This window comes from Kitasatospora humi (genome assembly GCF_020907985.1).
Taxonomy (GTDB): Bacteria; Actinomycetota; Actinomycetes; order Streptomycetales; family Streptomycetaceae; genus Kitasatospora; species Kitasatospora humi.
Map to the genome: position 1 here is coordinate 232409 of NZ_JAJJPA010000001.1, position 24875 is coordinate 257283.

The 24875-nt window shown below is 72.2% G+C and carries 25 protein-coding genes and 1 pseudogene; 21 read left to right on the plus strand and 5 right to left on the minus strand.

The window, feature by feature from the left end:
* Positions 1 to 3 precede the first annotated feature (3 nt).
* From LN042_RS01095 to LN042_RS01145, 11 genes are all read left to right on the plus strand, one after another.
* Complete coding sequence (locus LN042_RS01095) at positions 4 to 546, plus strand: PH-like domain-containing protein (protein ID WP_372495664.1); 543 nt, start codon at positions 4 to 6, stop codon at positions 544 to 546.
* Entirely contained in the window at positions 543 to 1706 is a 1164-nt protein-coding gene (gene carA, locus LN042_RS01100) for a glutamine-hydrolyzing carbamoyl-phosphate synthase small subunit (protein WP_230047805.1), read from the plus strand. Before LN042_RS01095 ends, carA begins: the two co-directional genes overlap by 4 nt.
* A 3-nt stretch (positions 1707 to 1709) precedes the next feature.
* A complete protein-coding gene (gene carB / locus LN042_RS01105; RefSeq protein WP_230047806.1) occupies positions 1710 to 5018 on the plus strand; it encodes a carbamoyl-phosphate synthase large subunit in 3309 nt (1102 codons plus the stop codon).
* A 59-nt stretch (positions 5019 to 5077) separates the two neighbouring features.
* A complete protein-coding gene (locus LN042_RS01110; RefSeq protein ID WP_230047807.1) occupies positions 5078 to 6172 on the plus strand; it encodes a quinone-dependent dihydroorotate dehydrogenase in 1095 nt (364 codons plus the stop codon).
* A gap of 54 nt (positions 6173 to 6226) precedes the next feature.
* Positions 6227 to 7075 (plus strand): orotidine-5'-phosphate decarboxylase, encoded by an 849-nt coding sequence (pyrF, locus tag LN042_RS01115; RefSeq protein WP_230047808.1) that lies wholly within the window; start codon positions 6227 to 6229, stop codon positions 7073 to 7075.
* Between the two features lie 290 nt (positions 7076 to 7365).
* The gene (gene mihF, locus LN042_RS01120) at positions 7366 to 7692 is read left to right on the plus strand and encodes an integration host factor, actinobacterial type (protein WP_230047809.1); all 327 of its coding nucleotides are present in this window, start codon (positions 7366 to 7368) and stop codon (positions 7690 to 7692) included.
* A 60-nt stretch (positions 7693 to 7752) separates the two neighbouring features.
* Positions 7753 to 8310, plus strand: coding sequence for a guanylate kinase (gene gmk, locus LN042_RS01125; RefSeq protein WP_230047810.1), 558 nt, complete (start codon positions 7753 to 7755; stop codon positions 8308 to 8310).
* 34 nt (positions 8311 to 8344) lie between these two features.
* A complete protein-coding gene (rpoZ, locus tag LN042_RS01130; protein WP_035840778.1) occupies positions 8345 to 8611 on the plus strand; it encodes a DNA-directed RNA polymerase subunit omega in 267 nt (88 codons plus the stop codon).
* A gap of 80 nt (positions 8612 to 8691) precedes the next feature.
* Positions 8692 to 9912: a bifunctional phosphopantothenoylcysteine decarboxylase/phosphopantothenate--cysteine ligase CoaBC gene (coaBC, locus tag LN042_RS01135; protein ID WP_230047811.1), complete on the plus strand. Its 1221-nt coding sequence runs from the start codon at positions 8692 to 8694 to the stop codon at positions 9910 to 9912.
* A 204-nt stretch (positions 9913 to 10116) separates the two neighbouring features.
* The gene (gene metK, locus LN042_RS01140) at positions 10117 to 11313 is read left to right on the plus strand and encodes a methionine adenosyltransferase (RefSeq protein WP_230047812.1); all 1197 of its coding nucleotides are present in this window, start codon (positions 10117 to 10119) and stop codon (positions 11311 to 11313) included.
* Positions 11314 to 11460: 147 nt separating this feature from the next.
* Positions 11461 to 13542 (plus strand): primosomal protein N', encoded by a 2082-nt coding sequence (locus tag LN042_RS01145; RefSeq protein ID WP_230047813.1) that lies wholly within the window; start codon positions 11461 to 11463, stop codon positions 13540 to 13542.
* Positions 13543 to 13632: 90 nt separating this feature from the next.
* Here the strand turns inward: LN042_RS01145 and LN042_RS01150 are convergent, their stop codons facing one another.
* The gene (locus tag LN042_RS01150) at positions 13633 to 14163 is read right to left on the minus strand and encodes a hypothetical protein (protein ID WP_230047814.1); all 531 of its coding nucleotides are present in this window, start codon (positions 14161 to 14163) and stop codon (positions 13633 to 13635) included.
* Between the two features lie 135 nt (positions 14164 to 14298).
* On the opposite strand from LN042_RS01150, the gene def reads away from it, so the two are divergent.
* The 5 genes and pseudogenes from def to LN042_RS37590 all read left to right on the plus strand — a co-directional run bounded on the left by def (position 14299) and on the right by LN042_RS37590 (position 18193).
* Positions 14299 to 14844 (plus strand): peptide deformylase, encoded by a 546-nt coding sequence (gene def, locus LN042_RS01155; protein ID WP_230047815.1) that lies wholly within the window; start codon positions 14299 to 14301, stop codon positions 14842 to 14844.
* An 86-nt stretch (positions 14845 to 14930) separates the two neighbouring features.
* Entirely contained in the window at positions 14931 to 15866 is a 936-nt protein-coding gene (gene fmt / locus LN042_RS01160) for a methionyl-tRNA formyltransferase (RefSeq protein WP_230047816.1), read from the plus strand.
* A 54-nt stretch (positions 15867 to 15920) separates the two neighbouring features.
* The gene (locus tag LN042_RS01165; protein WP_230047817.1) at positions 15921 to 17369 is read left to right on the plus strand and encodes an RsmB/NOP family class I SAM-dependent RNA methyltransferase; all 1449 of its coding nucleotides are present in this window, start codon (positions 15921 to 15923) and stop codon (positions 17367 to 17369) included.
* 43 nt (positions 17370 to 17412) lie between these two features.
* Positions 17413 to 17547 (plus strand): annotated as a pseudogene (locus tag LN042_RS37585) (nucleotidyltransferase); the annotation flags it as partial.
* 283 nt (positions 17548 to 17830) lie between these two features.
* Positions 17831 to 18193 (plus strand): hypothetical protein, encoded by a 363-nt coding sequence (locus tag LN042_RS37590; RefSeq protein WP_230048085.1) that lies wholly within the window; start codon positions 17831 to 17833, stop codon positions 18191 to 18193.
* A gap of 140 nt (positions 18194 to 18333) precedes the next feature.
* Here the strand turns inward: LN042_RS37590 and LN042_RS01180 are convergent, their stop codons facing one another.
* Both LN042_RS01180 and LN042_RS01185 read right to left on the minus strand, forming a co-directional pair.
* Positions 18334 to 18720: a RidA family protein gene (locus LN042_RS01180; protein ID WP_230047818.1), complete on the minus strand. Its 387-nt coding sequence runs from the start codon at positions 18718 to 18720 to the stop codon at positions 18334 to 18336.
* A gap of 133 nt (positions 18721 to 18853) precedes the next feature.
* Positions 18854 to 19087, minus strand: a complete 234-nt coding sequence (locus LN042_RS01185; RefSeq protein WP_230047819.1) for a hypothetical protein — start codon at positions 19085 to 19087, stop codon at positions 18854 to 18856.
* Positions 19088 to 19107: 20 nt separating this feature from the next.
* On the opposite strand from LN042_RS01185, the gene LN042_RS01190 reads away from it, so the two are divergent.
* Both LN042_RS01190 and LN042_RS01195 read left to right on the plus strand, forming a co-directional pair.
* Entirely contained in the window at positions 19108 to 19359 is a 252-nt protein-coding gene (locus tag LN042_RS01190) for a hypothetical protein (protein ID WP_372495654.1), read from the plus strand.
* Positions 19360 to 19586: 227 nt separating this feature from the next.
* Complete coding sequence (locus tag LN042_RS01195; protein WP_230047820.1) at positions 19587 to 20558, plus strand: aldo/keto reductase; 972 nt, start codon at positions 19587 to 19589, stop codon at positions 20556 to 20558.
* A gap of 157 nt (positions 20559 to 20715) precedes the next feature.
* On the opposite strand, the gene LN042_RS01200 is transcribed toward LN042_RS01195, so the two are convergent.
* Positions 20716 to 21540, minus strand: a complete 825-nt coding sequence (locus LN042_RS01200; protein ID WP_230047821.1) for an SDR family NAD(P)-dependent oxidoreductase — start codon at positions 21538 to 21540, stop codon at positions 20716 to 20718.
* An 84-nt stretch (positions 21541 to 21624) separates the two neighbouring features.
* Here LN042_RS01200 and LN042_RS01205 point away from each other — a divergent pair, with 84 nt between their 5' ends.
* Positions 21625 to 22395 carry a class I SAM-dependent methyltransferase gene (locus tag LN042_RS01205; protein ID WP_230047822.1) on the plus strand — a complete coding sequence of 257 codons (771 nt, stop codon included), beginning with the start codon at positions 21625 to 21627 and terminating at the stop codon, positions 22393 to 22395.
* Positions 22396 to 22517: 122 nt separating this feature from the next.
* On the plus strand, positions 22518 to 23201 hold the full coding sequence (gene rpe, locus LN042_RS01210) for a ribulose-phosphate 3-epimerase (protein WP_230047823.1): 684 nt from the start codon (positions 22518 to 22520) through the stop codon (positions 23199 to 23201).
* Between the two features lie 124 nt (positions 23202 to 23325).
* On the opposite strand, the gene LN042_RS01215 is transcribed toward rpe, so the two are convergent.
* On the minus strand, positions 23326 to 23967 hold the full coding sequence (locus LN042_RS01215) for a flavin reductase family protein (RefSeq protein ID WP_230047824.1): 642 nt from the start codon (positions 23965 to 23967) through the stop codon (positions 23326 to 23328).
* A 67-nt stretch (positions 23968 to 24034) separates the two neighbouring features.
* Between LN042_RS01215 and LN042_RS01220 the strand changes: the two genes are divergently transcribed.
* On the plus strand, positions 24035 to 24757 hold the full coding sequence (locus LN042_RS01220) for an ArsR/SmtB family transcription factor (protein ID WP_230047825.1): 723 nt from the start codon (positions 24035 to 24037) through the stop codon (positions 24755 to 24757).
* Positions 24758 to 24875 lie beyond the last annotated feature (118 nt).

The window sequence follows — 24875 nt, forward strand, 5'->3', positions numbered from 1 at the left end:
CTGATGATGCACAAGGCCCAGGTGCACAACTGGCCGGCCTACATCGGCTGGTCGGTCGGCCTGCTGATCCTGGTTGCACTGGTCTACTGGCTGATGCGCCAGGGCTGGAACTGGCGGCGCACCCTGCAGTCCGACCTGCCGGAACCGCCCGCCGTGCCGGCCGAACCCGGTGCCCCCATCCTGGAGGGCAGGGGCCGCTACCACGGCACCACCACGGCCGGGAACTGGCTGGACCGGGTGGTGGCGCACGGCCTGGGCACCCGCAGCCTGGCCGAGCTGACCCTCACCGAGCGCGGGCTGCTGGTCCGCCGCCCGGGCGACGTCGACCTCTGGCTGCCCGCCGAGGAGCTGACGGGGGCCCGGACCGACTCCGGCCACGCCGGCAAGGTGGTCCCGGCCGGCCTGCTGGTGGTCGGCTGGCGGCTCCAGGGCAAGGAGCTGGAGTCCGGCCTGCGGCTGGACCACCCCGACCAGCACCCGGCCTGGGTCACCGCCATTGAACAACTCGCACCACGGACGAAGAAGACGGAAGGCGTAACACCATGACCGCACCTGCCCCCACCAAGCCGCGTTCCTGGCGGGAGCGCGTGCCTGCCGTGCTGGTCCTGGAGGACGGTCGCACCTTCCACGGCGAGGCGTACGGCGCGATCGGCGAGACCTTCGGCGAGGCGGTCTTCAACACCGGCATGTCCGGCTACCAGGAGACGCTCACCGACCCGTCCTACCACCGCCAGGTGGTGGTCATGACGGCCCCGCAGATCGGCAACACCGGCTGGAACGACGAGGACGACGAGTCCAAGCAGATCTGGGTGGCCGGCTACGTGGTCCGCGACCCCGCCCGGGTGGCCTCCAACTGGCGGGCCAAGCGCTCGCTGGACGAGGAGCTGGCCGACCAGGGCATCGTCGGGATCAGCGGCATCGACACCCGGGCGCTCACCCGCCACCTGCGCGAGCGCGGGGCGATGCGGGTCGGCATCTTCTCCGGCGACAAGCTGGCCGAGCCCGCCGAGCTGCTGGCCCGGGTGCAGCAGGCGCCCGAGATGAAGGGCGCCGACCTGTGTGCCGAGGTCGCCACCACCGAGACCTACGTCGTCCCGGCGATCGGCGAGAAGAAGTTCACCGTCGCCGCCGTGGACCTCGGGATCAAGGGCATGACCCCGCACCGGATGGCCGAGCGCGGCATCGAGGTGCACGTGCTGCCCGCGAACGCGACCGCCGAGGACATCTACGCGGTCGACCCGGACGGCGTCTTCTTCTCCAACGGCCCGGGCGACCCGGCCACCGCCGACCAGCAGGTCGCGGTGCTGCGCGAGGTGCTCGGCCGGGGGACCCCGTTCTTCGGGATCTGCTTCGGCAACCAGATCCTGGGCCGCGCCCTGGGCTTCGGCACCTACAAGCTGAAGTACGGCCACCGCGGGATCAACCAGCCGGTGCAGGACCGCACCACCGGCAAGGTCGAGGTCACCGCGCACAACCACGGCTTCGCCGTGGAGGCCCCGCTGGACAGGGTGAGCGACACCCCGTTCGGCCGCGCCGAGGTCTCCCACGTCTGCCTCAACGACGACGTGGTGGAGGGCCTGCAGTGCCTGGACACCCCCGCCTTCTCCGTGCAGTACCACCCCGAGGCCGCCGCCGGTCCGCACGACGCCGCCTACTTGTTCGATCGGTTCGTTGAACTGATGACCCGCACCACCGCAGGGAGCTGACCCGTGCCCAAGCGCACTGACATCAAGTCCGTTCTGGTCATCGGCTCCGGCCCGATCGTGATCGGCCAGGCGGCCGAGTTCGACTACTCCGGCACCCAGGCGTGCCGGGTGCTGCGGGCCGAAGGCCTGCGGGTGGTCCTGGTCAACTCCAACCCGGCCACGATCATGACCGACCCGGAGATCGCCGACGCCACCTACGTCGAGCCGATCACCCCCGAGTTCGTCGAGAAGATCATCGCCAAGGAGCGCCCCGACGTGCTCCTGCCGACCCTGGGCGGGCAGACCGCGCTCAACACCGCGATCGCCCTGCACAAGGCCGGCACCCTGGAGAAGTACGGCGTCGAGCTGATCGGCGCCAACGTCGAGGCGATCAACAAGGGCGAGGACCGCGAGCTGTTCAAGCAGGTCGTGGAGGCCGTCAAGGCCAAGATCGGGCACGGTGAGTCGGCCCGCTCGGTGATCTGCCACTCGATGGACGAGGTGCTGGCCGGGGTCGAGACCCTGGGCGGCTACCCGGTCGTGGTCCGCCCGTCCTTCACCATGGGCGGCGCCGGCTCCGGCTTCGCGCACGACGAGGAGGACCTGCGCCGGATCGCCGGCCAGGGCCTGACGCTCTCGCCGACCACCGAGGTGCTCCTGGAGGAGTCCATCCTCGGCTGGAAGGAGTACGAGCTCGAGCTGATGCGCGACAAGAACGACAACGTCGTGGTCGTCTGCTCGATCGAGAACTTCGACCCGATGGGCGTGCACACCGGTGACTCGATCACCGTCGCGCCGGCCATGACGCTCACCGACCGCGAGTACCAGACCCTGCGCGATATCGGCATCGCGGTGATCCGCGAGGTCGGCGTCGACACCGGTGGCTGCAACATCCAGTTCGCCGTCAACCCCGAGGACGGCCGGGTCATCGTCATCGAGATGAACCCGCGCGTCTCCCGCTCCTCGGCGCTGGCATCCAAGGCCACCGGCTTCCCGATCGCCAAGATCGCGGCCAAGCTGGCCGTCGGCTACACGCTGGACGAGATCCCCAACGACATCACCGAGGAGACTCCGGCCTCCTTCGAGCCGACCCTCGACTACGTGGTGGTCAAGGTCCCGCGGTTCGCCTTCGAGAAGTTCCCGAGCGCGGACGCCACCCTCACCACCACCATGAAGTCGGTCGGCGAGGCCATGGCGCTGGGCCGCAACTTCCCCGAGGCGCTCAACAAGGCGCTGCGCTCGCTGGAGAAGAAGGGCTCGCAGTTCAGCTGGATCGGCGAGGTCGGCGACAAGACCGAGCTGCTGACCAAGGCGAAGGTGCCGACCGACGGCCGGATCAACACCGTGATGCAGGCGATCCGCGCCGGCGCCACGCCCGACGAGGTCTTCGACGCCACCAAGATCGACCCCTGGTTCGTGGACCAGCTGTTCCTGCTCAACGAGATCGCCGAGGAGCTGGCCGCCGCCGAGCTGCTCGACCCGCAGCTGCTGCGGCACGCCAAGCGCCACGGCTTCTCCGACCAGCAGATCGGCGAGATCCGCGGCATCAAGCCGGACGTGGTCCGCGAGGTGCGGCACGCCCTCGGAATCCGCCCGGTCTTCAAGACCGTCGACACCTGCGCCGCCGAATTCGCCGCCAAGACCCCGTACTTCTACTCGTCCTACGACGAGGAGAGCGAGGTCGCGCCGCGCACCAAGCCCGCGGTGATCATCCTCGGCTCGGGCCCGAACCGGATCGGCCAGGGCATCGAGTTCGACTACTCCTGCGTCCACGCCTCCTTCGCGCTGGCCGAGGCCGGGTACGAGACCGTGATGGTCAACTGCAACCCGGAGACCGTCTCCACCGACTACGACACCTCCGACCGGCTCTACTTCGAGCCGCTCACCCTGGAGGACGTGCTGGAGATCGTCCACGCCGAGCAGCAGGCCGGTCCGGTCGCCGGTGTGATCGTGCAGCTCGGCGGCCAGACCCCGCTCGGCCTGGCCCAGGCGCTCAAGGAGAACGGCGTGCCGATCGTCGGCACCCAGCCCGAGGCGATCGACCTGGCCGAGGAGCGCGGCGCGTTCGGCCGGGTGCTGAAGGAGGCCGGCCTGCCGGCGCCCAAGCACGGCACCGCCTTCTCCTTCGAGGAGGCCAAGGCGATCGCCGACGAGATCGGCTACCCGGTGCTGGCCCGCCCGTCCTACGTGCTCGGCGGGCGCGGCATGGAGATCGTCTACGACGAGGCCAGCCTCGCCTCCTACCTGGAGCGGCACGCCGGTCTGATCTCCGAGCACCCGGTGCTGATCGACCGCTTCCTGGACGACGCGGTGGAGATCGACGTCGACGCGCTCTACGACGGCACCGAGCTCTACCTCGGCGGCGTGATGGAGCACATCGAGGAGGCTGGCATCCACTCCGGCGACTCGGCCTGCGCGCTGCCGCCGATCACCCTGGGCGGTTTCGACGTCAAGCGGCTGCGCGCCTCCACCGAGGCCATCGCCAAGGGCGTCGGGGTGCGCGGTCTGATCAACATCCAGTTCGCGCTGGCCGGTGACATCCTCTACGTGCTGGAGGCCAACCCGCGCGCCTCCCGCACCGTGCCGTTCACCTCCAAGGCCACCGCGGTGCCGCTGGCCAAGGCCGCCGCCCGGGTCTCGCTGGGCGCCACCATCGCCGAGCTGCGCGCCGAGGGCATGCTCCCGGCCGAGGGCGACGGCGGCACGCTGCCCGCCGACTGCCCGATCTCGGTCAAGGAGGCCGTGATGCCGTGGTCGCGGTTCCGCGACATCCACGGCCGCGGCGTGGACACCGTGCTCGGCCCGGAGATGCGCTCCACCGGCGAGGTCATGGGCATCGACAAGGTGTTCGGCACCTCCTACGCCAAGGCGCAGGCCGGTGCGTACGGCGCGCTGCCGACCAAGGGCAAGGTCTTCGTCTCGGTCGCCAACCGCGACAAGCGCAACCTGGTCTTCCCGGCCCGGGCGCTGGTCGAGCTGGGCTTCGAGGTGCTCGCCACCGCCGGCACCGCCGAGGTGCTGCAGCGCGCCGGCATCCCGTCCACGCTGGTGCGCAAGCACAGCGAGGGCGTCGGCCCGAACGGCGAGCGGACCATCGTGCAGCTGATCCACGACGGCGAGGTCGACCTGATCTTCAACACGCCCTACGGCACCGGCGGCCGGATGGACGGGTACGAGATCCGCACCGCCGCGGTGGCCCGCGGCGTGCCGTGCCTGACCACCGTCCAGGCGATGGGCGCGGCAGTGCAGGGCATCGACGCGCTGACCCGCGGCGACGTCGGGGTGATGTCGCTCCAGGAGCACGCGGCGCTGATCAACTCCGCCCGCAAGTAGCCCGATCCTGAATGGGGGGCACCGAGTGCGGTGCCCCCCATTCCCATGCGAGGAGCCCTGTGTACAAGCTTCTGTTCAACCTGGTCTTCCGGAAGATGGATCCCGAGAAGGCCCACAACCTGGCGTTCTTCTGGATCCGGCTGGCCGCCTCGGTGCCCGGCCTGCGGCAGCTGGTCACGCTGGTGCTGGCGCCCAGGGACAAGGCACTGCGCACGAGTGCGCTCGGCCTCGACCTGCCCGGACCGTTCGGGCTCGGCGCCGGCTTCGACAAGAACGCGATCGGCATCGACGGGCTCGCGATGCTCGGCTTCGACTACGTCGAGATCGGCACGGTGACCGGGGAGCCGCAGCCCGGCAACCCGGCACCGCGGATGTTCCGGCTGGTCGAGGACCGGGCGCTGATCAACCGGATGGGCTTCAACAACCAGGGCTCCGCGCGGATCGCGGCCCGGCTGGCGCAGCGGCAGCGCGGCTCGATGTCGCCGGTGGTCGGCGTCAACATCGGCAAGACCAAGGTGGTCGAGGAGGCCGACGCCGTCTCCGACTACGTCAAGAGCACCCGGCGGCTGGCCGGACACGCCGACTACCTGGTGGTCAACGTCTCCTCCCCGAACACCCCCGGGCTGCGCAACCTGCAGGCGGTCTCGCACCTGCGCCCGCTGCTGACGGCCGTCCGGCAGGCCGCCGACGAGGCCACCGCCCACCACGTGCCGCTGCTGGTGAAGATCGCCCCCGACCTGGCCGACGAGGACGTGGACGCGGTCGCCGACCTGGCCCTGGAGCTGGGCCTGGACGGCATCATCGCCACCAACACCACGATCGGGCGCGGCGGGCTGCGGGCCCCGGCCGCACAGGTCGAGGCGATCGGCATGGGCGGCCTCTCCGGCGCGCCGCTCAAGGCCCGCTCGCTGGAGGTGCTGCGACGGCTGCGGACGCGCACCGGGGGCCGGCTGGTGCTGGTCTCGGTGGGCGGCATCGAGACCGCCGAGGACGCCTGGCAGCGGATCCTGGCCGGCGCCGACCTGGTGCAGGGCTACAGCGCCTTCATCTACGAGGGCCCGTTCTGGATGCGCCGGATCCACAAGGGCCTCTCGGCCCGGGTGCGCGAGCACGGCTACCGGAACATCTCCGAGGCGGTCGGCGCCGGGGCCTGACGGCCCGCCCCCGCACCCCCGCACCCATCCGTACAACCCACCCTGAAGGACACCATGACCACCCCCTTCGACTCCCACGCTTTCGGTGGGCGCCTGCGCCACGCCATGGACGAGCGAGGCCAGCTCTGCGTCGGCATCGACCCGCACGCCGCCCTGCTCTCCGCCTGGGGCCTGGGCGACGACCTGGCCGGCCTGGAGACCTTCAGCCGCACCGTGGTCGAGGCGCTGGCCGACCGCGTGGCGGTGCTGAAGCCGCAGGCCGCGTTCTTCGAGCGGTTCGGCAGCAAGGGCGTCGCCGTGCTGGAGCGGACCGTGGCCGAGGCCCGGGCGGCCGGCGCCCTGGTGCTGATGGACGCCAAGCGCGGCGACATCGGCTCCACCATGGCGGCCTACGCCGAGGCGTTCCTGAGCCCCGGCAGCCCGCTCTTCTCGGATGCCGTGACGGTCAGCCCCTACCTGGGCTTCGGCTCGCTGCAGCCCGCGCTGGACCTGGCCCGGGCGAACGGCTGCGGCGTCTTCGCGCTGGCCCTGACCTCCAACCCGGAGGGCTTCGAGGTGCAGCGGGCCACCGGCCCGGACGGCGTGAGCGTGGCGCAGCAGGTGCTGAACCGGCTGGCCGCCGAGAACGCCGGTGCCGAGCCGCTGGGTTCGTTCGGCGCGGTGGTCGGCGCCACCCTGGCCGACGCGGGGGTGGACCTGGCGATCAACGGCCCGCTGCTGGCACCCGGGATCGGCGCGCAGGGGGCCACCATGGCCGACCTGCCCCGGGTCTTCGGCTCGGCCGTCCCGGCCGTGGTGCCCAGCGTCAGCCGGGACGTGCTCAAGCACGGGCCGTCGCTCGCGGGTCTGCGGGACGCCGCGCAGCGCTTCATCGACGAGATCAGGGAAGTATCGCCGGTGTGAGGGCTGTCACACTCGGCCGGCGAAGTCGGTTCAAACCGGGCCGTTTTCTCCCGAAAAGTCCTGGCCTACCTGTGCTGACCAGGACTTTTCGGCTGCTTTTCCTGACGTGGGCGCACAATGCGGGTAGTGTCCGGCGGTAGACGCCCTCGGTGGGGCGGTTCTCGCTGCTCTCGCAGGTCAGGGCGGCTGGATCGCCCTGCGGCCACCGCCCCTCACGGACGGTGGCAGGTGTCTGGTTCAACCCAAATGTCCTAGCACTTCAATTCCTTCCAGACCCTGAGGTGAACGGCGTGGCTCTTCCGCCCCTTACCCCTGAACAGCGCTCCGCCGCGCTGGCCAAGGCCGCCGAGGCTCGCCGGGAGCGCGCCGAGGTGAAGAACCGGCTCAAGCACTCGGGCGCGTCCCTGCACGAAGTCATCAAGGCGGGCAAGGCCGACAACGAGGTCATCGGCAAGATGAAGGTCTCCGCACTGCTGGAGAGCCTTCCCGGTGTCGGCAAGGTCCGTGCCAAGCAGATCATGGAGCGCCTGGGCATCTCCGAGAGCCGGCGTGTCCGCGGTCTCGGCACCAACCAGATCGCTTCGCTGGAGCGGGAGTTCGGCGGCACCACGTCCTGACCGAACCACCGCGTGGCCCCGGTGGTCTCCGGATCGTCCAGGATCCGGGATAATCGGTGCATGAGTGAGCGTCCGCGGCTGACCGTGCTCTCCGGCCCCTCCGGGGTCGGCAAGAGCACGGTCGTCGCCCATTTGAGGCAGCAGTTCCCCGAGGTGTGGCTCTCGGTCTCGGCGACCACCCGGCGCCCGAGGCCCGGCGAGCAGGACGGGGTCCACTACCACTTCGTCGACAACGACGAGTTCGACAAGCTGGTCGCCAACGGCGAGTTGCTGGAGTGGGCCGTCTTCGCGGGGAACCGGTACGGCACCCCCCGGGCCGCCGTCGAGGAGAAGCTGGACCGCGGTGAGCCGGTCCTGCTGGAGATCGACCTGCAGGGAGCCCGCCAGGTGCGGCAGTCGATGCCGCAGGCCCAGCTGGTCTTCCTGGCCCCGCCGAGCTGGGAGGAGCTGGTGCGCCGCCTGACCGGCCGCGGCACCGAGCCGCAGGAGGTCATCGACGAGCGGCTGGCCGCCGCCCGGGTCGAGCTGGCCGCCGAGCCGGAGTTCGACACCACGCTGGTCAACACCTCGGTCGAGCAGGTGACGGCCGAGCTGCTAGCCTTGCTCGGTGTAGCCTGATCTTTTGTTTTCCACCCTTTCGGAAGGTTTTCGCGTGTCCTCTTCCATGACCGCGCCCGAGGGCATCATCAACCCGCCGATCGACGAGCTGCTTGAGGCCACGGACTCCAAGTACAGCCTGGTGATCTACGCGGCCAAGCGTGCCCGCCAGATCAACGCGTACTACTCGCAGCTCGGCGAGGGCCTGCTGGAGTACGTCGGCCCGCTGGTCGACACCCACGTGCACGAGAAGCCGCTGTCGATCGCGCTGCGCGAGATCAACGCCGGCATGCTGACCGCCGAGGCGGTCGACGCGGCCTGACGGCCCCTCAAGGGGCCCACCGGATCCGTCCGGTGGGCCCCTTGGTGCTTCCCGCGGCGGCCGGGCTCTATGGTGATGGCGTGAGCGAGACTTCTCCCCAGAGCCAGCCCCGTGTCGTCCTCGGCGTGAGTGGCGGGATCGCCGCCTACAAGGCCTGTGAGCTGCTGCGCCGGTTCACCGAGTCGGGCCACCAGGTGACCGTGGTGCCGACCGCGGCCGCCCTGCACTTCGTCGGGGAGGCGACCTGGGCGGCGCTGTCCGGGCGCCCGGCGGCCACCGAGACCTGGGAGCGGGTGCACGAGGTCCCGCACGTGCGGATCGGGCAGCAGGCCGACCTGGTGGTCGTCGCCCCCGCCACCGCCGACCTGCTGGCCAAGGCGGCCCACGGCATGGCGGACGACCTGCTCACCAACACCCTGCTCACGGCCCGCTGCCCGGTGGTCTTCGCGCCCGCGATGCACACCGAGATGTGGGAGCACCCGGCCACCCAGGAGAACGTCGCCACGCTGCGCCGGCGCGGTGCCGTGGTGCTGGAGCCGGCGGTCGGCCGGCTGACCGGCAAGGACACCGGCAAGGGCCGGCTGCCGGACCCGGACGCCATCTTCGCCGCCTGTCGCCGGGTGCTGGTCCGCGGCGCCGGAGTGGCCGACCTGGCCGGGCGCCACGTGGTGGTGTCGGCCGGCGGCACCCGCGAGCCGCTGGACCCGGTGCGGTTTCTGGGCAACCGCTCCTCCGGCAAGCAGGGCTACGCGCTGGCCGCCGCCGCGGCCGCCCGCGGGGCCCGGGTCACCCTGCTGTCCGCCAACGTGTCACTGCCGGCCCCCGCCGGGGTCGACGTGATCCCGGTCGCCACGGCCCTGGAGCTGCGGGAGGCGGCCGTCAAGGTGGCACCCGAGGCGGACGTGGTGGTGATGGCGGCCGCCGTCGCGGACTTCCGGCCCGCCGCCTACGCCACGGGGAAGATCAAGAAGGTCGAGGGCGAGGAGCCGGCGCCCGTCGCCCTCGTCCGCAATCCGGACATCCTGGCCGAACTGTCCGCGGCTCGCGGCCGTCCGGGCCAGTTGGTGGTGGGCTTCGCCGCCGAGACCGACCAGGTGCTGGCGCACGGCCGGGCCAAGCTGGCTCGCAAGGGCTGCGACCTGCTGGTGGTCAATGAGGTCGGCGACGGCAAGGCCTTCGGTATGGACACGAACGAAGCCGTCATCCTGGGGGCGGACGGCAGTGAGACGCCAGTGCCGCCGGGCCCCAAGGAGGAGCTCGCGGACGCGATCTGGGACCAGGTGGTGGCCCGGCTCGGCTGAGTCGGAAGCGGTGGATCCCCGGGCCGCCGGCGGTCCCGGTGATCATTTTGACGACCAATGGCTGAGACGCCGCGTGAACTGGCCGGGTAGTGAGTATTGAACGCCGATAGCTGACCGTTACACTCCAAGGCATCAAGTCTTTCCGGATGCCCCGGTCCTGTCCGGGGCGTTCAGTCAGCAGCCGCTGCAACCCCAGGGAGCGCTGTGTCTCGCCGCCTGTTCACCTCGGAGTCCGTCACCGAGGGGCACCCCGACAAGATCGCTGACCAGATCAGCGACACCATCCTCGACGCCCTGCTGAAGGACGACCCGACCTCCCGCGTCGCCGTCGAGACCCTCATCACCACCGGCCTGGTGCACATCGCCGGCGAGGTGACCACCAAGGCCTACGCGCCGATCGCGCAGCTGGTCCGGGAGAAGATCCTGGAGATCGGCTACGACAGCTCGAAGAAGGGCTTCGACGGCGCCTCCTGCGGCGTCTCGGTCTCGATCGGCTCGCAGTCGCCGGACATCGCCCAGGGCGTCGACACCGCGCACGAGCACCGCGTCGAGGGCGACGTCGACGACGAGCTGGACCGCCAGGGCGCCGGTGACCAGGGCCTGATGTTCGGGTACGCGTGCGACGACACCCCCGAGCTGATGCCGCTGCCGATCACCCTGGCCCACCGCCTCTCCCGCAAGCTGACCGAGGTGCGCAAGAACGGGACCATCCCGTACCTGCGCCCGGACGGCAAGACCCAGGTCACCATCGAGTACGACGGTGACACGGCCGTGCGCGTGGACACCGTGGTGGTCTCCACCCAGCACGCCAGCGACATCGACCTGGACTCGCTGCTCGCCCCCGACATCCGCGAGTTCGTGGTGGAGCCGGTGCTGCGCGAGGTCGGCATCGACACCTCCGACTACCGGCTGCTGGTCAACCCGACCGGCCGCTTCGAGATCGGCGGCCCGATGGGTGACGCCGGCCTGACCGGCCGCAAGATCATCATCGACACCTACGGCGGCATGGCCCGCCACGGCGGCGGCGCCTTCTCCGGCAAGGACCCGTCCAAGGTGGACCGCTCGGCCGCCTACGCGATGCGCTGGGTCGCCAAGAACATCGTCGCCGCGGGCCTGGCCCGCCGCGCCGAGGTCCAGGTCGCCTACGCGATCGGCAAGGCCGAGCCGGTGGGTCTGTTCGTGGAGACCTTCGGCACCGAGACCGTCCCGGTGACGAAGATCCAGGAGGCCGTCACCAAGGTCTTCGACCTGCGTCCGGCCGCGATCATCCGCGACCTCGACTTGCTGCGCCCGATCTACGCCCAGACCGCCGCCTACGGCCACTTCGGCCGCGAGCTGCCGGACTTCACCTGGGAGCGGACCGACCGCGCCGACGCACTGAAGGCCGCGGTCGCGGGCTGACCCCGCCTGAGCCGTGCACGCGGTGGCCGTCCCCTGTCGAGGGGGCGGCCACCGCCGTTGTTGTCGAGGGGCGGCCACCGCCGTTGTCTGCGAGGGGGCGGCCACCGCCGTTGTCTGTCCGACCGCTGTGGTACGACTGAACCCGAGATGAGCAGCGAGAACGCCCCCGAGAGCGGGCAGCCCGAGCAGTTGGCGCTGATCCGCGAGACGGTCCGCCGGGCCAAGCCGCGCACCTGGCGGGGGGCGCATCTGGCCGAGGAGCTGCCGGTCGCCCGGGTGGTGGTCGACAAGGGGCTGCTCCACCTCGACCGGTACTACGACTACGCCGTCCCGGTGGCCATGGCCGAGGCCGCGCAGCCCGGGGTGCGGGTACGGGTGCGGTTCGGGGCCCGGATGACCTCGGCCGGGCGGCGCGAGGGCGGCGAGCTGCACGACGGGTTCATCGTGGCCCGGCTGCCGGTCAGCGACTACCCCGGAGTGCTGGCCCCGCTGGCGCAGGTGCTGTCGCCCGAGCGGGTGCTGACGCCTGCGCTGCTCAAGCTCAGCCGGACCATCGCCGACCGCTACGCCGGCACCCTGGCCGATGTGCTGCAGCTGGCCGTGCCACCCCGGCACGCCAAGGCCGAGGCCGAGCCGTCACCGGCGCCGCTGCCGCCGCCCCCGGCGCCCGACCCGGGCAGCTGGCGGCGCTACCAGCAGGGCCCGGAGTTCCTCGCCGCGCTGGTCGGCGGGCACGCGCCGCGCGCCGTCTGGACGGCGCTGCCCGGGCCGACCTGGCCCGATGAGATCGCCCGCGCGGTGGCCGGCACGCTGGCCGGCGGGCGCGGCGCGCTGGTGGTGCTGCCGGACGGGCGGGCCGTGGCCCGCGTCGACCAGGCGCTCGCCCGACTGCTGGGCGGTTCGGACCGCCACGTCGTCCTCACCGCGGACCTCGGTCCGCGCGAACGCTACCGGAACTGGCTCGCCGTCAGCAGGGGCTCGGTGCACGCCGTGATCGGCACCCGGGCCACCGTCTTCGCGCCCGTGCACGACCTGGGGCTGCTGGTGGTCTGGTCGGACGGCGACAGCAGCCACAGCGACCCGCGGGCCCCGCACCCGCACGTCCGCGAGGTGGCGCTGCTGCGGGCGGCCGACGAGGGCGCGGCCGTGCTGCTCGGCGGCCTGTCGACAACCGTCGAGGGTGCCCAGCTGCTGGCCACCGGGTGGGCCCGCCCGCTGGTCGCCGAGCGGGCCGTGGTGCGCGCCACCGCCCCCCAGGTGCGCACCGTGACCGACACCGACCAGGCGCGGGACGCGGCCGCCCAGGCCGCCCGGCTGCCCACGGTGGCGTGGCAGGCGGCCCGCGAGGCGCTGCGCTCCGGCCCGGTCCTGGTGCAGGTGCCCCGGCGCGGCTACGTGCCCAGGCTGGCCTGCGAGCGCTGCCGGGAGCCGGCGCGGTGTGCGCACTGCGCCGGCCGGCTGGAGGCGGTGGGCGCGGGGCAGGCGTTGCGCTGCGCCTGGTGCGGGGTCGAGGAGGGCGACTGGCACTGCGTGGAGTGCGGGTCGTTCCGATTGCGGGCGCAGGTGGTCGGGGCCCGGCGGACCGCGGAGGAGCTGGGCAAGGCGTTCCCCGGGATCCCGGTGCGGGCCTCGGGGCGGGACGCGGTGCTGGCCGAGGTCTCCGGCGAGCCGGCGCTGGTGATCTCCACGCCGGGGGCCGAGCCGGTGGCCGAGGGCGGCTACGCCGCCGCCCTGCTGCTGGACGGCTGGGCACTGCTCAACCGCCCCGACCTGCGCGCCGCCGAGGAGGCGCTGCGGCTCTGGCTGGCGGCGGCCGCACTGGTGCGGTCGGCCGAGCAGGGCGGCACGGTGGTGGTCGTGGCCGAGCCGACGGCCCGCCCGGTACAGGCGCTGGTCCGCTGGGATCCGCTCGGGCACGCCGGGTCGGAGCTGGCGGAGCGGGCGCAGTTGGGCTTCCCGCCGGTCTCCCGGATGGCCTCGGTCACCGGCACCCCGACCGCCGTCGCGGACTTGCTGGGCCTGGTCCGGCTGCCCGAAGGGGCCGATGTGCTGGGCCCGGTGCCGCTGCCGCCGCTGCGCGGCGAGGAGCAGGAGCGTGCACTGCTGCGGGTGCGGCCCGGGCAGGGCGGCGCGCTGGCGGCCGCGCTGAAGGCGGCGCAGATCGCGCGACTGGCGCTGCGGGGGTCGGAACCGGTCAAGGTGCGGATCGATCCGACGGACATCGGATGACGCCTGCACGGGAAGTCGGGTGAGCCGACTTCCCGCACAACCGTTGCGCGCTGCTTGGTCGGTAGGCGGTGGCTGCCGGCTGACGGAACGTCAGCTGTGCACCCCGTGCCGGTCCAGCCCGCCCTGCCGCGCGGCCGGGACCGTGCGGGCCAGGCCACCGGGCGCCGGCTGCGGCGCCTCGTCATCACGCGGCGCGCTGGGGGAGGGCAGGGGCGCTCCCATGCCCTGACCCCCCGGCAAGGCGCCACCGGCCGCGCCCAGCAGCTCGGAGGCCGAGCGCCGCATCCCGTACCGCCGGTGCACCGCCTGCTTGGTCACCCCGAGCGCCGACCCCACCGAGTCCCAGGAGAAGCCCAGCGCCCGGTCGAACTCCACCGCCGCCGCGACCAGCGTCTCCACGCTCTCCCGCAGCTCCTGGGCCAGGCGGACGGTCGGCGCGGGCGCCCGCCCGTACACCACGAAGCCGCCGGAGCTGCTGGGGCGGCGCGGCCGGTAGACGTTGCCCAGCTGGGCGGTGAGGGTGCGCAGGGCGTCCACCTGGCGGCGGACGCGTTCGATGTCACGCACCAACAGGTGCAGGCTGGCCCGCGCCCGGGTGTCGTGGTTGATCTGCTCGGCCATTGTGCTCAGGCCACCTTCCGGAGTGACTCTCCTCGTTGGTCAATCTCACTTGACCAACGCGGGACCATGCCCCGGGGTCACGCGTACCGCACCAACTAGACTGACAAGCTGTGCCGTCTGAGAGGGAGCTGCCCCGTGGCGATCCAGCCGATCCGGATCTTCGGCGACCCGGTGCTACGCGCCAAGGCGCAGCCGGTGACCACCTTCGACAAGGAGCTGCGCAACCTGGTCAAGGACCTCACCGACACCATGCTCGACGCCCCCGGCGCCGGCCTGGCAGCCCCTCAACTGGGCATCTCGCTGAGGGTGTTCACCTATCACGTGGATGGCGTCACGGGGCACCTGATCAACCCCGACCTGAGCCTCAGCGATGACGAGCAGGAGGGCCCCGAGGGCTGCCTCTCGCTGCCCGGCCTGCGGTTCGACACCCGGCGCGCCCACGGAGTGGTGGCCCGCGGCTTCAACCAGTACGGCGACCCGGTGACCATCGAGGGCACCCAGCTGCTCGCCCGCTGCATCCAGCACGAGACCGACCACCTGGACGGGATCATCTTCATCGACCGCCTCGACCGGGAACGCCGCAAGGAGGCGCTGCGCGCCATCCGCGAGGCCGACTGGGGCGGGCAGCCGGCCCCCGAGGTGCGGATATCCCCGCACCGCACCTTCGGCCCGATCAGCTGACCTGACCCAGGCCCGCTCTCCGCTTCTCCGCTCCTCGCCCTCCGCTCTCGCTCTTCCGACTCTTGAACTTCTGAAAGGCCGCCACCTTGCGTCTCGTCTTCGCCGGCACCCCCGACGTCGCCGTCCCCGCCCTGGAGGCCCTGCTGGCCTCCGACCGGCACGAGGTGGTCGCGGTGGTCACCCGGCCCGACGCCCCCGCCGGGCGCGGGCGCAAGCTGGTGGCCAGCCCCGTCGGGCAGCGGGCGGCCGAAGCCGGGATCGAGGTGCTGAAGCCGGAGAAGCCGAGCGACCCGGAGTTCCTCGCCCGGCTGACCGAGCTGGCCCCCGACTGCTGCCCGGTGGTCGCCTACGGCGCACTGCTGCGCGAGCCGGCGCTCGCCATCCCCGAGCACGGCTGGGTCAACCTGCACTTCTCGCTGCTGCCCGCCTGGCGCGGCGCGGCGCCGGTGCAGCACGCGGTGCTGGCCGGCGACCAGGTGACCGGCGCCTCCACCTTCCTGATCGAGCGGGGCCTCGACTCCGGCCCGGTGTACGGCGTGATCACCGAGGAGGTCCGGCCCACCGACACCAGCGGCGAGCTGCTCGACCGGCTCGCCCGGGCCGGCGCCGGCCTGCTCACCGCCACCATGGACGGCATCGAGGACGGCACCCTGGTCGCCCGCCCGCAGCCCGCCGAAGGCATCACCCTGGCCCCGAAGATCACCGTCGAGGACGCCCGGATCGACTGGTCCCACCCCGCCCTGCGGATCGACCGGGTGGTGCGCGGCTGCGCCCCGGCGCCCGGCGCCTGGACCACTTTCCGCGGCGAGCGGCTCAAGGTCGCGGGACCGGTCAAGCTGCTCCCCGGGCAGAGTGAGCTGGCGGCCGGCGTGCTGGCGGTCGGCAAGAACAGCGTCCGGGTCGGCACCGGCAGCCACGAGATCGAGCTCGGCGACGTGCAGCCGCAGGGCAAGAAGGCGATGCGGGCGGCCGACTGGGCCCGGGGGGCGCGGATCGAGAGCGGTGAGGAGCTCGGCGGCTGATCCGCCGGCCGTACCCTTGATCCGTCAGTCCGCAGCACATTCTCGAGGTCCCCGATGAGCACCACCCCCGCCAAGCGCCCCACCCCCGCCAAGCGCCCCGCCCGCCCGTACCGCCGCCCGAAGAAGGACCCGGCCCGGATCACCGCCTTCAAGGCCCTGCGCGCCGTCGACGAGCGCGACGCCTACGCCAACCTGGTGCTGCCGCCGCTGCTGCGCGAGGCCGAGAAGGAGGGCATGGACCGGCGCGACGCCGCGCTGGCCACCGAGCTGGTCTACGGCACGCTGCGCCAGCAGGGCAGCTATGACGCGATCATCGCCGCCTGCATCGACCGGCCGCTGCGTGAGGTCGACCCGCCGGTGCTCGACGTGCTGGCGCTCGGCGCCCACCAGCTGCTCGCCACCCGGATCCCGACCCATGCGGCGGTCTCCGCGACCGTCGAGCTGGCCCGGGCGGTGCTGGGCGACGGGCGGGCCAAGTTCGTCAACGCGGTGCTGCGCCGGATCAGCGCTCAGGACCTGGACGCCTGGATCGCCCAGGTCGCCCCGCCGTACGAGGAGGACGCCGAGGACCACCTCGCCGTGGTCCACTCGCACCCGCGCTGGGTGGTGGCCGCCCTCTGGGACGCGCTCGGCCGCTGGCAGCCGGACGCCGCCGGGCGGACCGCGATCGAGGAACTGCTGCGGGCCGACAACGAGCGCCCCGAGGTCACACTGGTGGCGCGGCCGGGCCGGATCGGGGTCGAGGAGCTGGCCGAGCAGCTCCAGGTCGGCTCCGCGGGCCGCTGGTCGCCGTACGCGCTGCGGCTCGCCGAGGGCGGCGACCCGGCCGAGCTGGCGGCGGTGCAGCAGAACCGGGCCGGCGTGCAGGACGAGGGCAGCCAGCTGGTCGCGCTCGCCCTCGCGGCGGCGCCCGTGGCGGGCGGCGACCGGCTCTGGCTGGACGCGTGCGCCGGGCCCGGCGGCAAGGCCGCGCTGCTGGGTGCGCTGGCCGCCGAGCGCGGTGCCGCCCTGGTGGCCTCCGAGCGGCAGCCGCACCGGGCCCGGCTGGTGGCCCGTGCCCTGGACGGCAACCCCGGGCCGTACCAGGTGATCACCGCTGACGGGACCAAGCCCGCCTGGCAGCCCGGCAGTTTCGACCGGGTGCTGGTCGACGTGCCGTGCTCCGGGCTGGGCGCCCTGCGCCGGCGGCCGGAGGCCCGCTGGCGTCGCCGCCCCGAGGATGTCGCCGGATTCGGCCCGCTCCAGCGCGAGTTGCTGCGCTCGGCGCTTGCGGCGGTGCGGATCGGCGGCGTGGTCGGCTACGCCACCTGCTCGCCGCACCTGGCGGAGACGCGCAGCGTGGTGGACGACGTGCTGCGCGGCCGCGACGACGTCGAGTGGATCGATGCCCGGCCGCTGCTGCCGGGCATGCCCGGATTGGGCGAGGGGCCGGACGTGCAGCTGTGGCCGCACCTGCACGGCACCGACGCGATGTACCTGGCGCTGCTGCGGCGAACCTCCTGACGCTCCGTCAGCCTCCCGGTCAGGGTGACCCGGGGGGTGCGCGATGGAGGGTCGGCCGGACGCCGCGACGGAGCAGCTGGTGCGCCGGTTCGCGGAACTGCTGGGTGCGGCAGTGCCGTTGACGGCGCTGTGGGCGCACGGGTCGCTGGCGCTCGGCGACTACCAGCCCGGGCGCAGCGACTTGGACCTGCTCGCGGTGCTCGAGCGGGCGCCGGACGCCGCCGAGCGGGACCGGATGCTGGAACTGCACCGGCAGTTGGAGCAGGAGTCGCCGCTGGCGCAGAAGCTGCACTGCTCCTATCTGCTGCCGGACCGGTTGGCCGACCCGACGCTGAAGCACCTCACCTGGGCGCACCGGGAGTTCTTCGAGCGGCCGGTGACGCTGGTGACCCGGCGCGAGCTGGAGATCGGGGGCCGGTGCTACGTCGGGCCGCCGCGGGGGGGGGGAGTTGCTGCCGCCGGTGGCGGAGGCGGAGCTGTCCCGGTTCATCCGGGCCGACCTCACGGGGTTCTGGCTGCCGGCCACGGCGCGCCGGGTACGTTGGCTGCGCGACGACTGGGTGGATCTCGGGCTCTTCACGCTGGCCCGGGCGAGTGCGACGCTGCGCGACGGACGTTTGCTGACCAAGAGTCAGGCGCTCGAAGTGCTGCCGGAGTTCGGGCTCTCTGCGGAACTGCTGACGGACCTGTGCAGGCGTCGGCACGGGCAGTCGGTGGCGACCGCGTGGCGCTGGCGCCTGCGGCGGGCGGCGGAGACACGAGGGGTGCTGCGGCGCGGGATCGGGCGGGTGGTTGGGGGTGGTGAGCCGTTGGGCGGCAGGTGAGCGGGAGTTGATCCCGGCCGCCTGTGTCGTTCACCTTGCCGGACCGGTCCAGCCGTGCGGTCTTCGCTGCGGAGCAGCACGTCGATCGGAGTGGCGGTTGACAACGGGCGTTGCGAACTGCCCCGGGTGCGGTTCGGTGGTCAGCCGCTGCGCCGGGCGTAGACCTCGATCTCGATCTTCATGCGAGGGTCTGCGAGCCCGCAGACCATCATCGTCGCGGCCGGCTTCACCTCTCCGAAGGCCTCGCGCAGCACCGGCCAGCAGGGCTCGAAGTCGGCGCGCTGGGGCAGCAGGTAGCGCACCCGGACCACGTCGCGGAAATCGCATCCGGCCTCGGTCAGGGCTGCGCCGATGTTGCGCAGGCACTGCTCCGCCTGCTCGGTGACGTCCGGGGAGATGCTCATGGTGGCGTAGTCGAACCCGGTGGTCCCGGAGACGTGCACCCAGTCGCCGTCAACCACGGCACGGGCGTAGCCGATCTGCTCCTCGAAGGCGGAACCGCTGAGAATGGCGCGTCGCTCGCTCATGATCGTGACGTTAGAGCAGGGGTGGGTCGCAGTCCAGTTGCTCATGCGGCCCGTGTGGCTCATGCGGCTCGCGCGAGTCGTGCGGCTCATGCGGCTCACGGCGTCGCACGCGCATGAGTCGCTTCCGTGGCGGTCATTCCGGGAACAGCACGGTGAGCAGTCGGTCCAGATAGCGTTCGAACGAGACTTCGGGGTCTGCCGGTTGGCCGCCCGAGCTCAGTGCCGCCGCCAGGTTGGGGTACTCCCCGCCGCCCGCCACCCGGCTGAGGTAGCCGGCCAGTTCGAGCTGCCACTGCTGCGGGCTGGTGGCGGCGGCCGTCGCGGCGCGCTCCCAGTCGGCGAACTGGCAGACCGACCCGTTGAGCATGGCCAGCGCCTCCAACTTGGATGCTGGTCGAGGTGGTCTCCCGCCCCGGCGTCGAGGTCTCCTTGCCCACCATCGTACGGGAGCTGGACGCCGCCGGCGTCGCGGCCCGCGATGTCGCGCTGCGCACACCCACCCTGGACGACGTGTTCCTGGCGCTCACCGGCACTGGCGGCACCACCAGCGGGACCAGCGGCAGCAGCAGCGGCGAAGCCCCCGAAGGCACCACCGGCAGCGCCGCGACGAGTGACACCGCGACGGAGGTGGCGGCCTGATCCGTGAGCAGTTCGGCAACCCCGGCGGCCCGGCCACCGGTTGGCCGCTGCACCATCCGCTGGTGGCTTGCCTGGGCTGGGCCGTGCTGCTGCTGGTGATCTGCTCGCCACTGGCCGTCCGGGCCTACGACCGGCACGGCCGCTGAGCGCTGACGGCCCCTCACGTGCGGTGGCGGCGACGCGCAAGCCCCCTGGACAAAGCGACCGGTGCGGCCGAGGCTGGGATCATGGAATACACCAGCCTCGGCCGAACCGGCCTCAGCGTCTCCCGACTCTGCCTCGGCACCATGAACTTCGGCCCGCAGACCGAGGAGGCCGACGCCCACCAGATCATGGACACCGCCCATGAGCTGGGCATCAACTTCTTCGACACCGCCAACGTCTACGGCTGGGTCCAGGGCGAGGGCGTCACCGAGAACATCATCGGCCGCTGGTTCGCCAAGGGCGGTGGCCGGCGCGACAAGACCGTGCTCGCCACCAAGCTCTACGGCCCCATGGGCGACTGGCCCAACCATCGCGGCGTCAACGCGCTGAGCATCCGCCGCGAGGTGGAGGGCAGTCTGCGCCGGCTGCAGACCGACTACATCGACGTCTACCAGATGCACCACGTCGACCGGCGCACTCCCTGGGAGGAGATCTGGCAGGCGATGGAGACCCTGGTCGCCCAGGGCAAGATCCTTTATGTGGGCTCCAGCAACTTCGCGGGCTGGCACCTCGCCCGCGCCCAGGAGGCCGCGCGGGCCCGGAACTTCCTCGGCCTGGTCAGCGAGCAGTCGCACTACAACCTGCTGCAGCGTGCGGTGGAGCTGGAGGTGGCGCCGGCCGCCGAGCACTACGGCATCGGCCTGATCCCGTGGTCCCCACTCGGCGGCGGCCTGCTCGGCGGCGTACTGGGCAAGGAGCGCGAGGGCAAGCGCCGGCAGGGCGAACGTGCGGTGCAGCTGCTGGAGAAGCACCGCGACCAGATCCAGGCGTACGAGGACCTCGCCGCAGAGCTCGGCCGGCAGCCCGCCGATGTCGCGCTCGCCTGGTTGCTCAGCCGTCCGGCCGTGACCGCCCCGATCATCGGCCCGCGCACCATCGAGCAGTTGAACGCAGCGCCGGCCGCCCTCGACCTGACGCTGGACCAGAAGGCCCTGGACCGGCTGGACGAGATCTTCCCCGGGCACAAGACCGCGCCGGAGGACTACGCCTGGTGAGTCGGGACCCGGGGCCCGGGGCCCGGCCGCTCGGTTCGACTGGGCCCCGGCCGTTGCCTTGGTCGTTGGCCCGGTGCCCGGTGCCCGGTGCCCGGTGCCCGGTGCCCCGTGCCCGGTGCCCGGTGCTTGTGGGCGTCGGCCGTTGCCCGGGGTCGGGTCAGCCGAGTGCTTCGGCGACCAACTCCGCAGAGAGCGCCCGCAACTGCACGCGCGCCTGGGGATCGTAGGCCTGGGCGTGGGCGCGAGCCGGCTGGGTGCCGTTGAAATAGCCACCGCTGGTCGCGCCCGCTTCGCCGGTGATCAGGCCCATGGCCGCGTCGACCCCCTCGTCGACCGTGCTCCACGGCTCCACGCCGGCGTCGCGGACCATGGTGGTGGCCATGTAGGTGGCCGGATGAAGGGCGTTGACGGTGACCGCGGAACCCTCGGCGGCCAGCCGCTCGGCCAGGTCGAAGGTGAAGAGGACCTGGGCCAGTTTGCTGCGGCAGTAGGCAGTGCCACCGTTGTAGTCACGGGTGATGTGCGGGTCGGCGAAGTCGATCGGGGCCTGGCCCGCCGACGACACGTTGACGATCCTTCCCGCGGGTGCCTCATTGAGCCGGCCCAGCAGCCGGTTCGTCAGGTGATAGCCCGCCAGGTAGTTGACGGCGAAGCGCAACTCGTATCCGTCGAGGCTGAGTTGGCGCTCTGCCCCGGGCGCTCCGCTGCCCACGCCCGCATTGTTGACCAGCACGTCCAGCCGGTCGAAGTCACGGAGCACGGAGTCGGCGAGCCGGTCGACCTGGCGCAGCTCGCCGAGGTCGGCCAGTCGGACCTCGGCGGCGCCGCCCTGAGCGCGCACCCGGGCGGCGACCTCGGCGGCCCGTTGCGCGGAACGGCCGTGCAGGATCAGCAGGGTGCCCGGCGCGGCCAGGCGCAGGGCCAGGCCGCGGCCCAGCCCGTCGGTGGCGCCGGTGATCAGGATGGTGCGGGGGGATGGCATCGTCTCGGCTCCCGGAAAGCGCGCAGATAGTTTCAAGGCAGTATGTATCGTAAGTCCGCAGCCAACGAGCGCAAGGGAATTTCCATGGATGTCGCGCACTCCGATCCGCGACTGGTCGCCGCCTATGAGCGTGGCAACGACCTGCCCGCCGCCTCGCTGCGAGCGTGGGCAGAGCTGATCTCCAGCCAACTCACCGAAGTCCGACGCCTGCTGGAAGTGGGCGCCGGCACCGGCATCTTCTGTGCCGCGCTGGCCGAGCAGATGCCGCAGGCCGAGATCGTCGGCGTCGACCCCAGCGAACTGATGCTCGCCGAGGCCGCCCGGCACCACGCCCACCCCCGGGTCCGCTACCGGCCGGGCGCCGCCGACGCCCTGCCGCTGACCGACGGCAGCTGCGACGCCGCGCTGCTCTCCCGCGTGGTGCACCACCTGCCCGACCGGGTCGCCGCCGCCCGCGAGCTGGCCCGGGTGCTGCGCCCAGGCGGCCGCCTGGTGATCCGCACCACCGTGCGCGAACGACTCGACTCCCCGGTCTACCGCTACTGGCCCGAACTGCTCGCCCATGACGCCCGGCGTTTCCCCGCCGAGGCCGAGCTCCTCGCCGACTTCACCGGCGACGGCCGGTTCGAGGTCACCAGGGTGTTCTCGTTCGCCCAGCCGATCGCCCGTGACCTGGCCGAGCTGCGTGACCGGTACGCGCTGCGTGCCGAGTCCAAGTTCGGCGCGCTGAGCGAGGCCGAGTTCGCGGCCGGCCTGGCGCGCCTGGACGGCGAAGTCCCGGTGGGCGCCGCTCATGGAGAAGTGCTCGAACGATATGACGTTGTGGTGCTGGAACGGGCCGCCGGACCGGCCTGACCGGACCCGTTCGCAGCCGGCTACCCGGTTCGGGAGATGATGGGACCGGGCCGGTCGACACGGCCGGCCCGGTCGCCGACACAACGCCGACACCGTGCAGACATCGTGAGGTTCCAACCGCCATGGCCCAGATCAACCCCAGCATCCTGTCCGCGGACTTCGCCCGCCTCGCCCAGGAGGCCGAGGCGGTACGGGGTGCTGACTGGCTGCACGTCGATGTCATGGACAACCACTTCGTTCCCAACCTCACCCTGGGCGTCCCGGTGGTCGAGTCGCTGGCCCGCGCCACCGACACCCCGCTGGACTGCCACCTGATGATCGAGCAGCCCGACCGCTGGGCCCCGCAGTACGTGGAGGCCGGCGCCGGCTCGGTCACCTTCCACGTCGAAGCCGCCGCCGCCCCCGTCCGGCTGGCCCGCGAGATCCGCGCCAAGGGCGCCCGCGCCTCGATGGCGCTCAAGCCCGCCACGCCCATCGAGCCCTACGAGGACCTGCTCCCCGAGCTCGACATGCTGCTGATCATGACCGTGGAGCCCGGCTTCGGCGGCCAGGCCTTCCTCGACATCATGCTGCCCAAGATCCGCCGCACCAGGGAGCTGATCAGCAAGCACGGCCTCAGCCTCTGGCTTCAGGTCGACGGCGGCGTCTCGGCCGGCACCATCGAGCAGTGCGCCGAGGCCGGTGCGGACGTCTTCGTCGCCGGCTCCGCCGTCTACGGTGCCGCCGACCCGGCCGCGGCCGTCCGCGCCCTGCGGGCCCAGGCCGAGGCGGCCACCGCGACGGCGCCCTGGGCCTGCGCGCACTGACCATTCGCTCCGCCGCCGACTCGGCTGATCGGCCGTCAGCCGGCGACCGCGGTGCGGTGAGCAACCTCGACGCCGAGCCGCCGCCACCCGGTGCGGCGGCGACGGGAGCGCGGTCCTGGCTCCGTCAGGCTGTCTGGGAGCGGAAGCTGTGGCCGAGTTCGGGGCCGAGTCCGTAGTAGTGGCGAAAGTTGTAGATCAGCGGGCTCCACGCGGCTGGGTCGATGTGCTGGGTACCGGAAACGATGATCCGGGGATCCGCGTGCACCTTGAGCACACGGGCTTCGACGATGACGAACTCTCCGGAGGAATCGGGTTGGGCCCGGGCGACGCGGGCTTCCAACTGCATCGGGCATTCGGCGACGCGGGGCGGTCGGACCAGCTCGGAGGGCTGAGGTCGCAAACCGGCGGCAGCGAACTTGTCCGGCTCGAAACGGAAGGAACCGCGCTTGCCCACCGGTACCGGGGTGCGCCCGGTCAGCGGCGCCAATCGCTCCACCGCCGGCCACTGCGCGGACCCGGGGAGGTTGACCACCAGATCACGGCGGCTGCGGAGATTGTGCGCGGTCTGTCCCTCGGCGCCGAGACCGAGGACGATCACGTGGCCCAGTGCCCACGCTGAGGACATCGGGGCAAGGTTGAAGGAGCCGTTCTCGTTCTCCGTGGAGAGCAGCACGACCGGCGTGCCGAAGTACAGGATGCTCGGCGTGACGGTCACGTGCTCGGACGGCAGGTCGGTGGGCACGCTGCTGGACGTCGCGGTGTTCATGGGGCCGACCGTAGAGCGGGGACGCTTCGACGGGGGCCGAAGGATCGCGGGAAGACAATGGACGGCGATGAACAACCATGACACTCACGTCGGGGGCCCTGACCTGGCGGCCCTGGCCGTCCTGCTGGCCGACGGCACCCGGGCCGACTTCTGCCTGGCCCTTCTGGACGGCCGGGCATGGACCGCGACCGAGTTGGCGCGCCATGCGGGAGTGGCTGCCTCGACGGCGACCGGGCACTTGAACCTCCTGGTCAGCGGAGGACTGCTCACGCAGGAGCGCCAAGGCCGCCATCGCTACGTGCGCCTGGCCGACCCCGACACGGCCGAACTGATCGAGAAGATCGCCTCGATGGCGCCTCGACGCGCCGATCCGCCCCGCTCTCTGCCCGCTGCCAACCGCAGCCGGGCGCTGGCCCGTGCCCGCACGTGCTACGACCACCTCGCCGGCGCTCTCGGGGTCGCGATCACCGAGGCGATGACCGATCGGGGGCTGCTGGACTGGGAGCAGGGGCTGACTCTCACCAGCGACGGGACCGCCTGGCTCGCCGAACTCGGCATCGCCCTACCGCCCGCCGCGCGGCGCCCGCCGGTTCGCTCGTGCCTGGACTGGACCGAACGCCGTCCCCACCTGGCCGGCGCCGTCGGCGCCGCCCTGTGTCGTCACGCCTTCGACGCCGGCTGGATCACTCGGATCGGCACAAACCGCGCCGTCGCGCTCACCGACGCCGGCGAGCGCGCGCTCAAGGACCGCCTCGGACTGGCCGTCCAGCCGCAGACTCCGGTCAGCTGAGCAGCAGCCCCGGACCGGACGCTACAGGGCCGCCGCGGTCCGGAAAGCATGACAGCGTGGCCCTTCCGTGTGCGAAGAGTCAGCATATATATGCTTTCCGTAGTCATAATGCGCATGC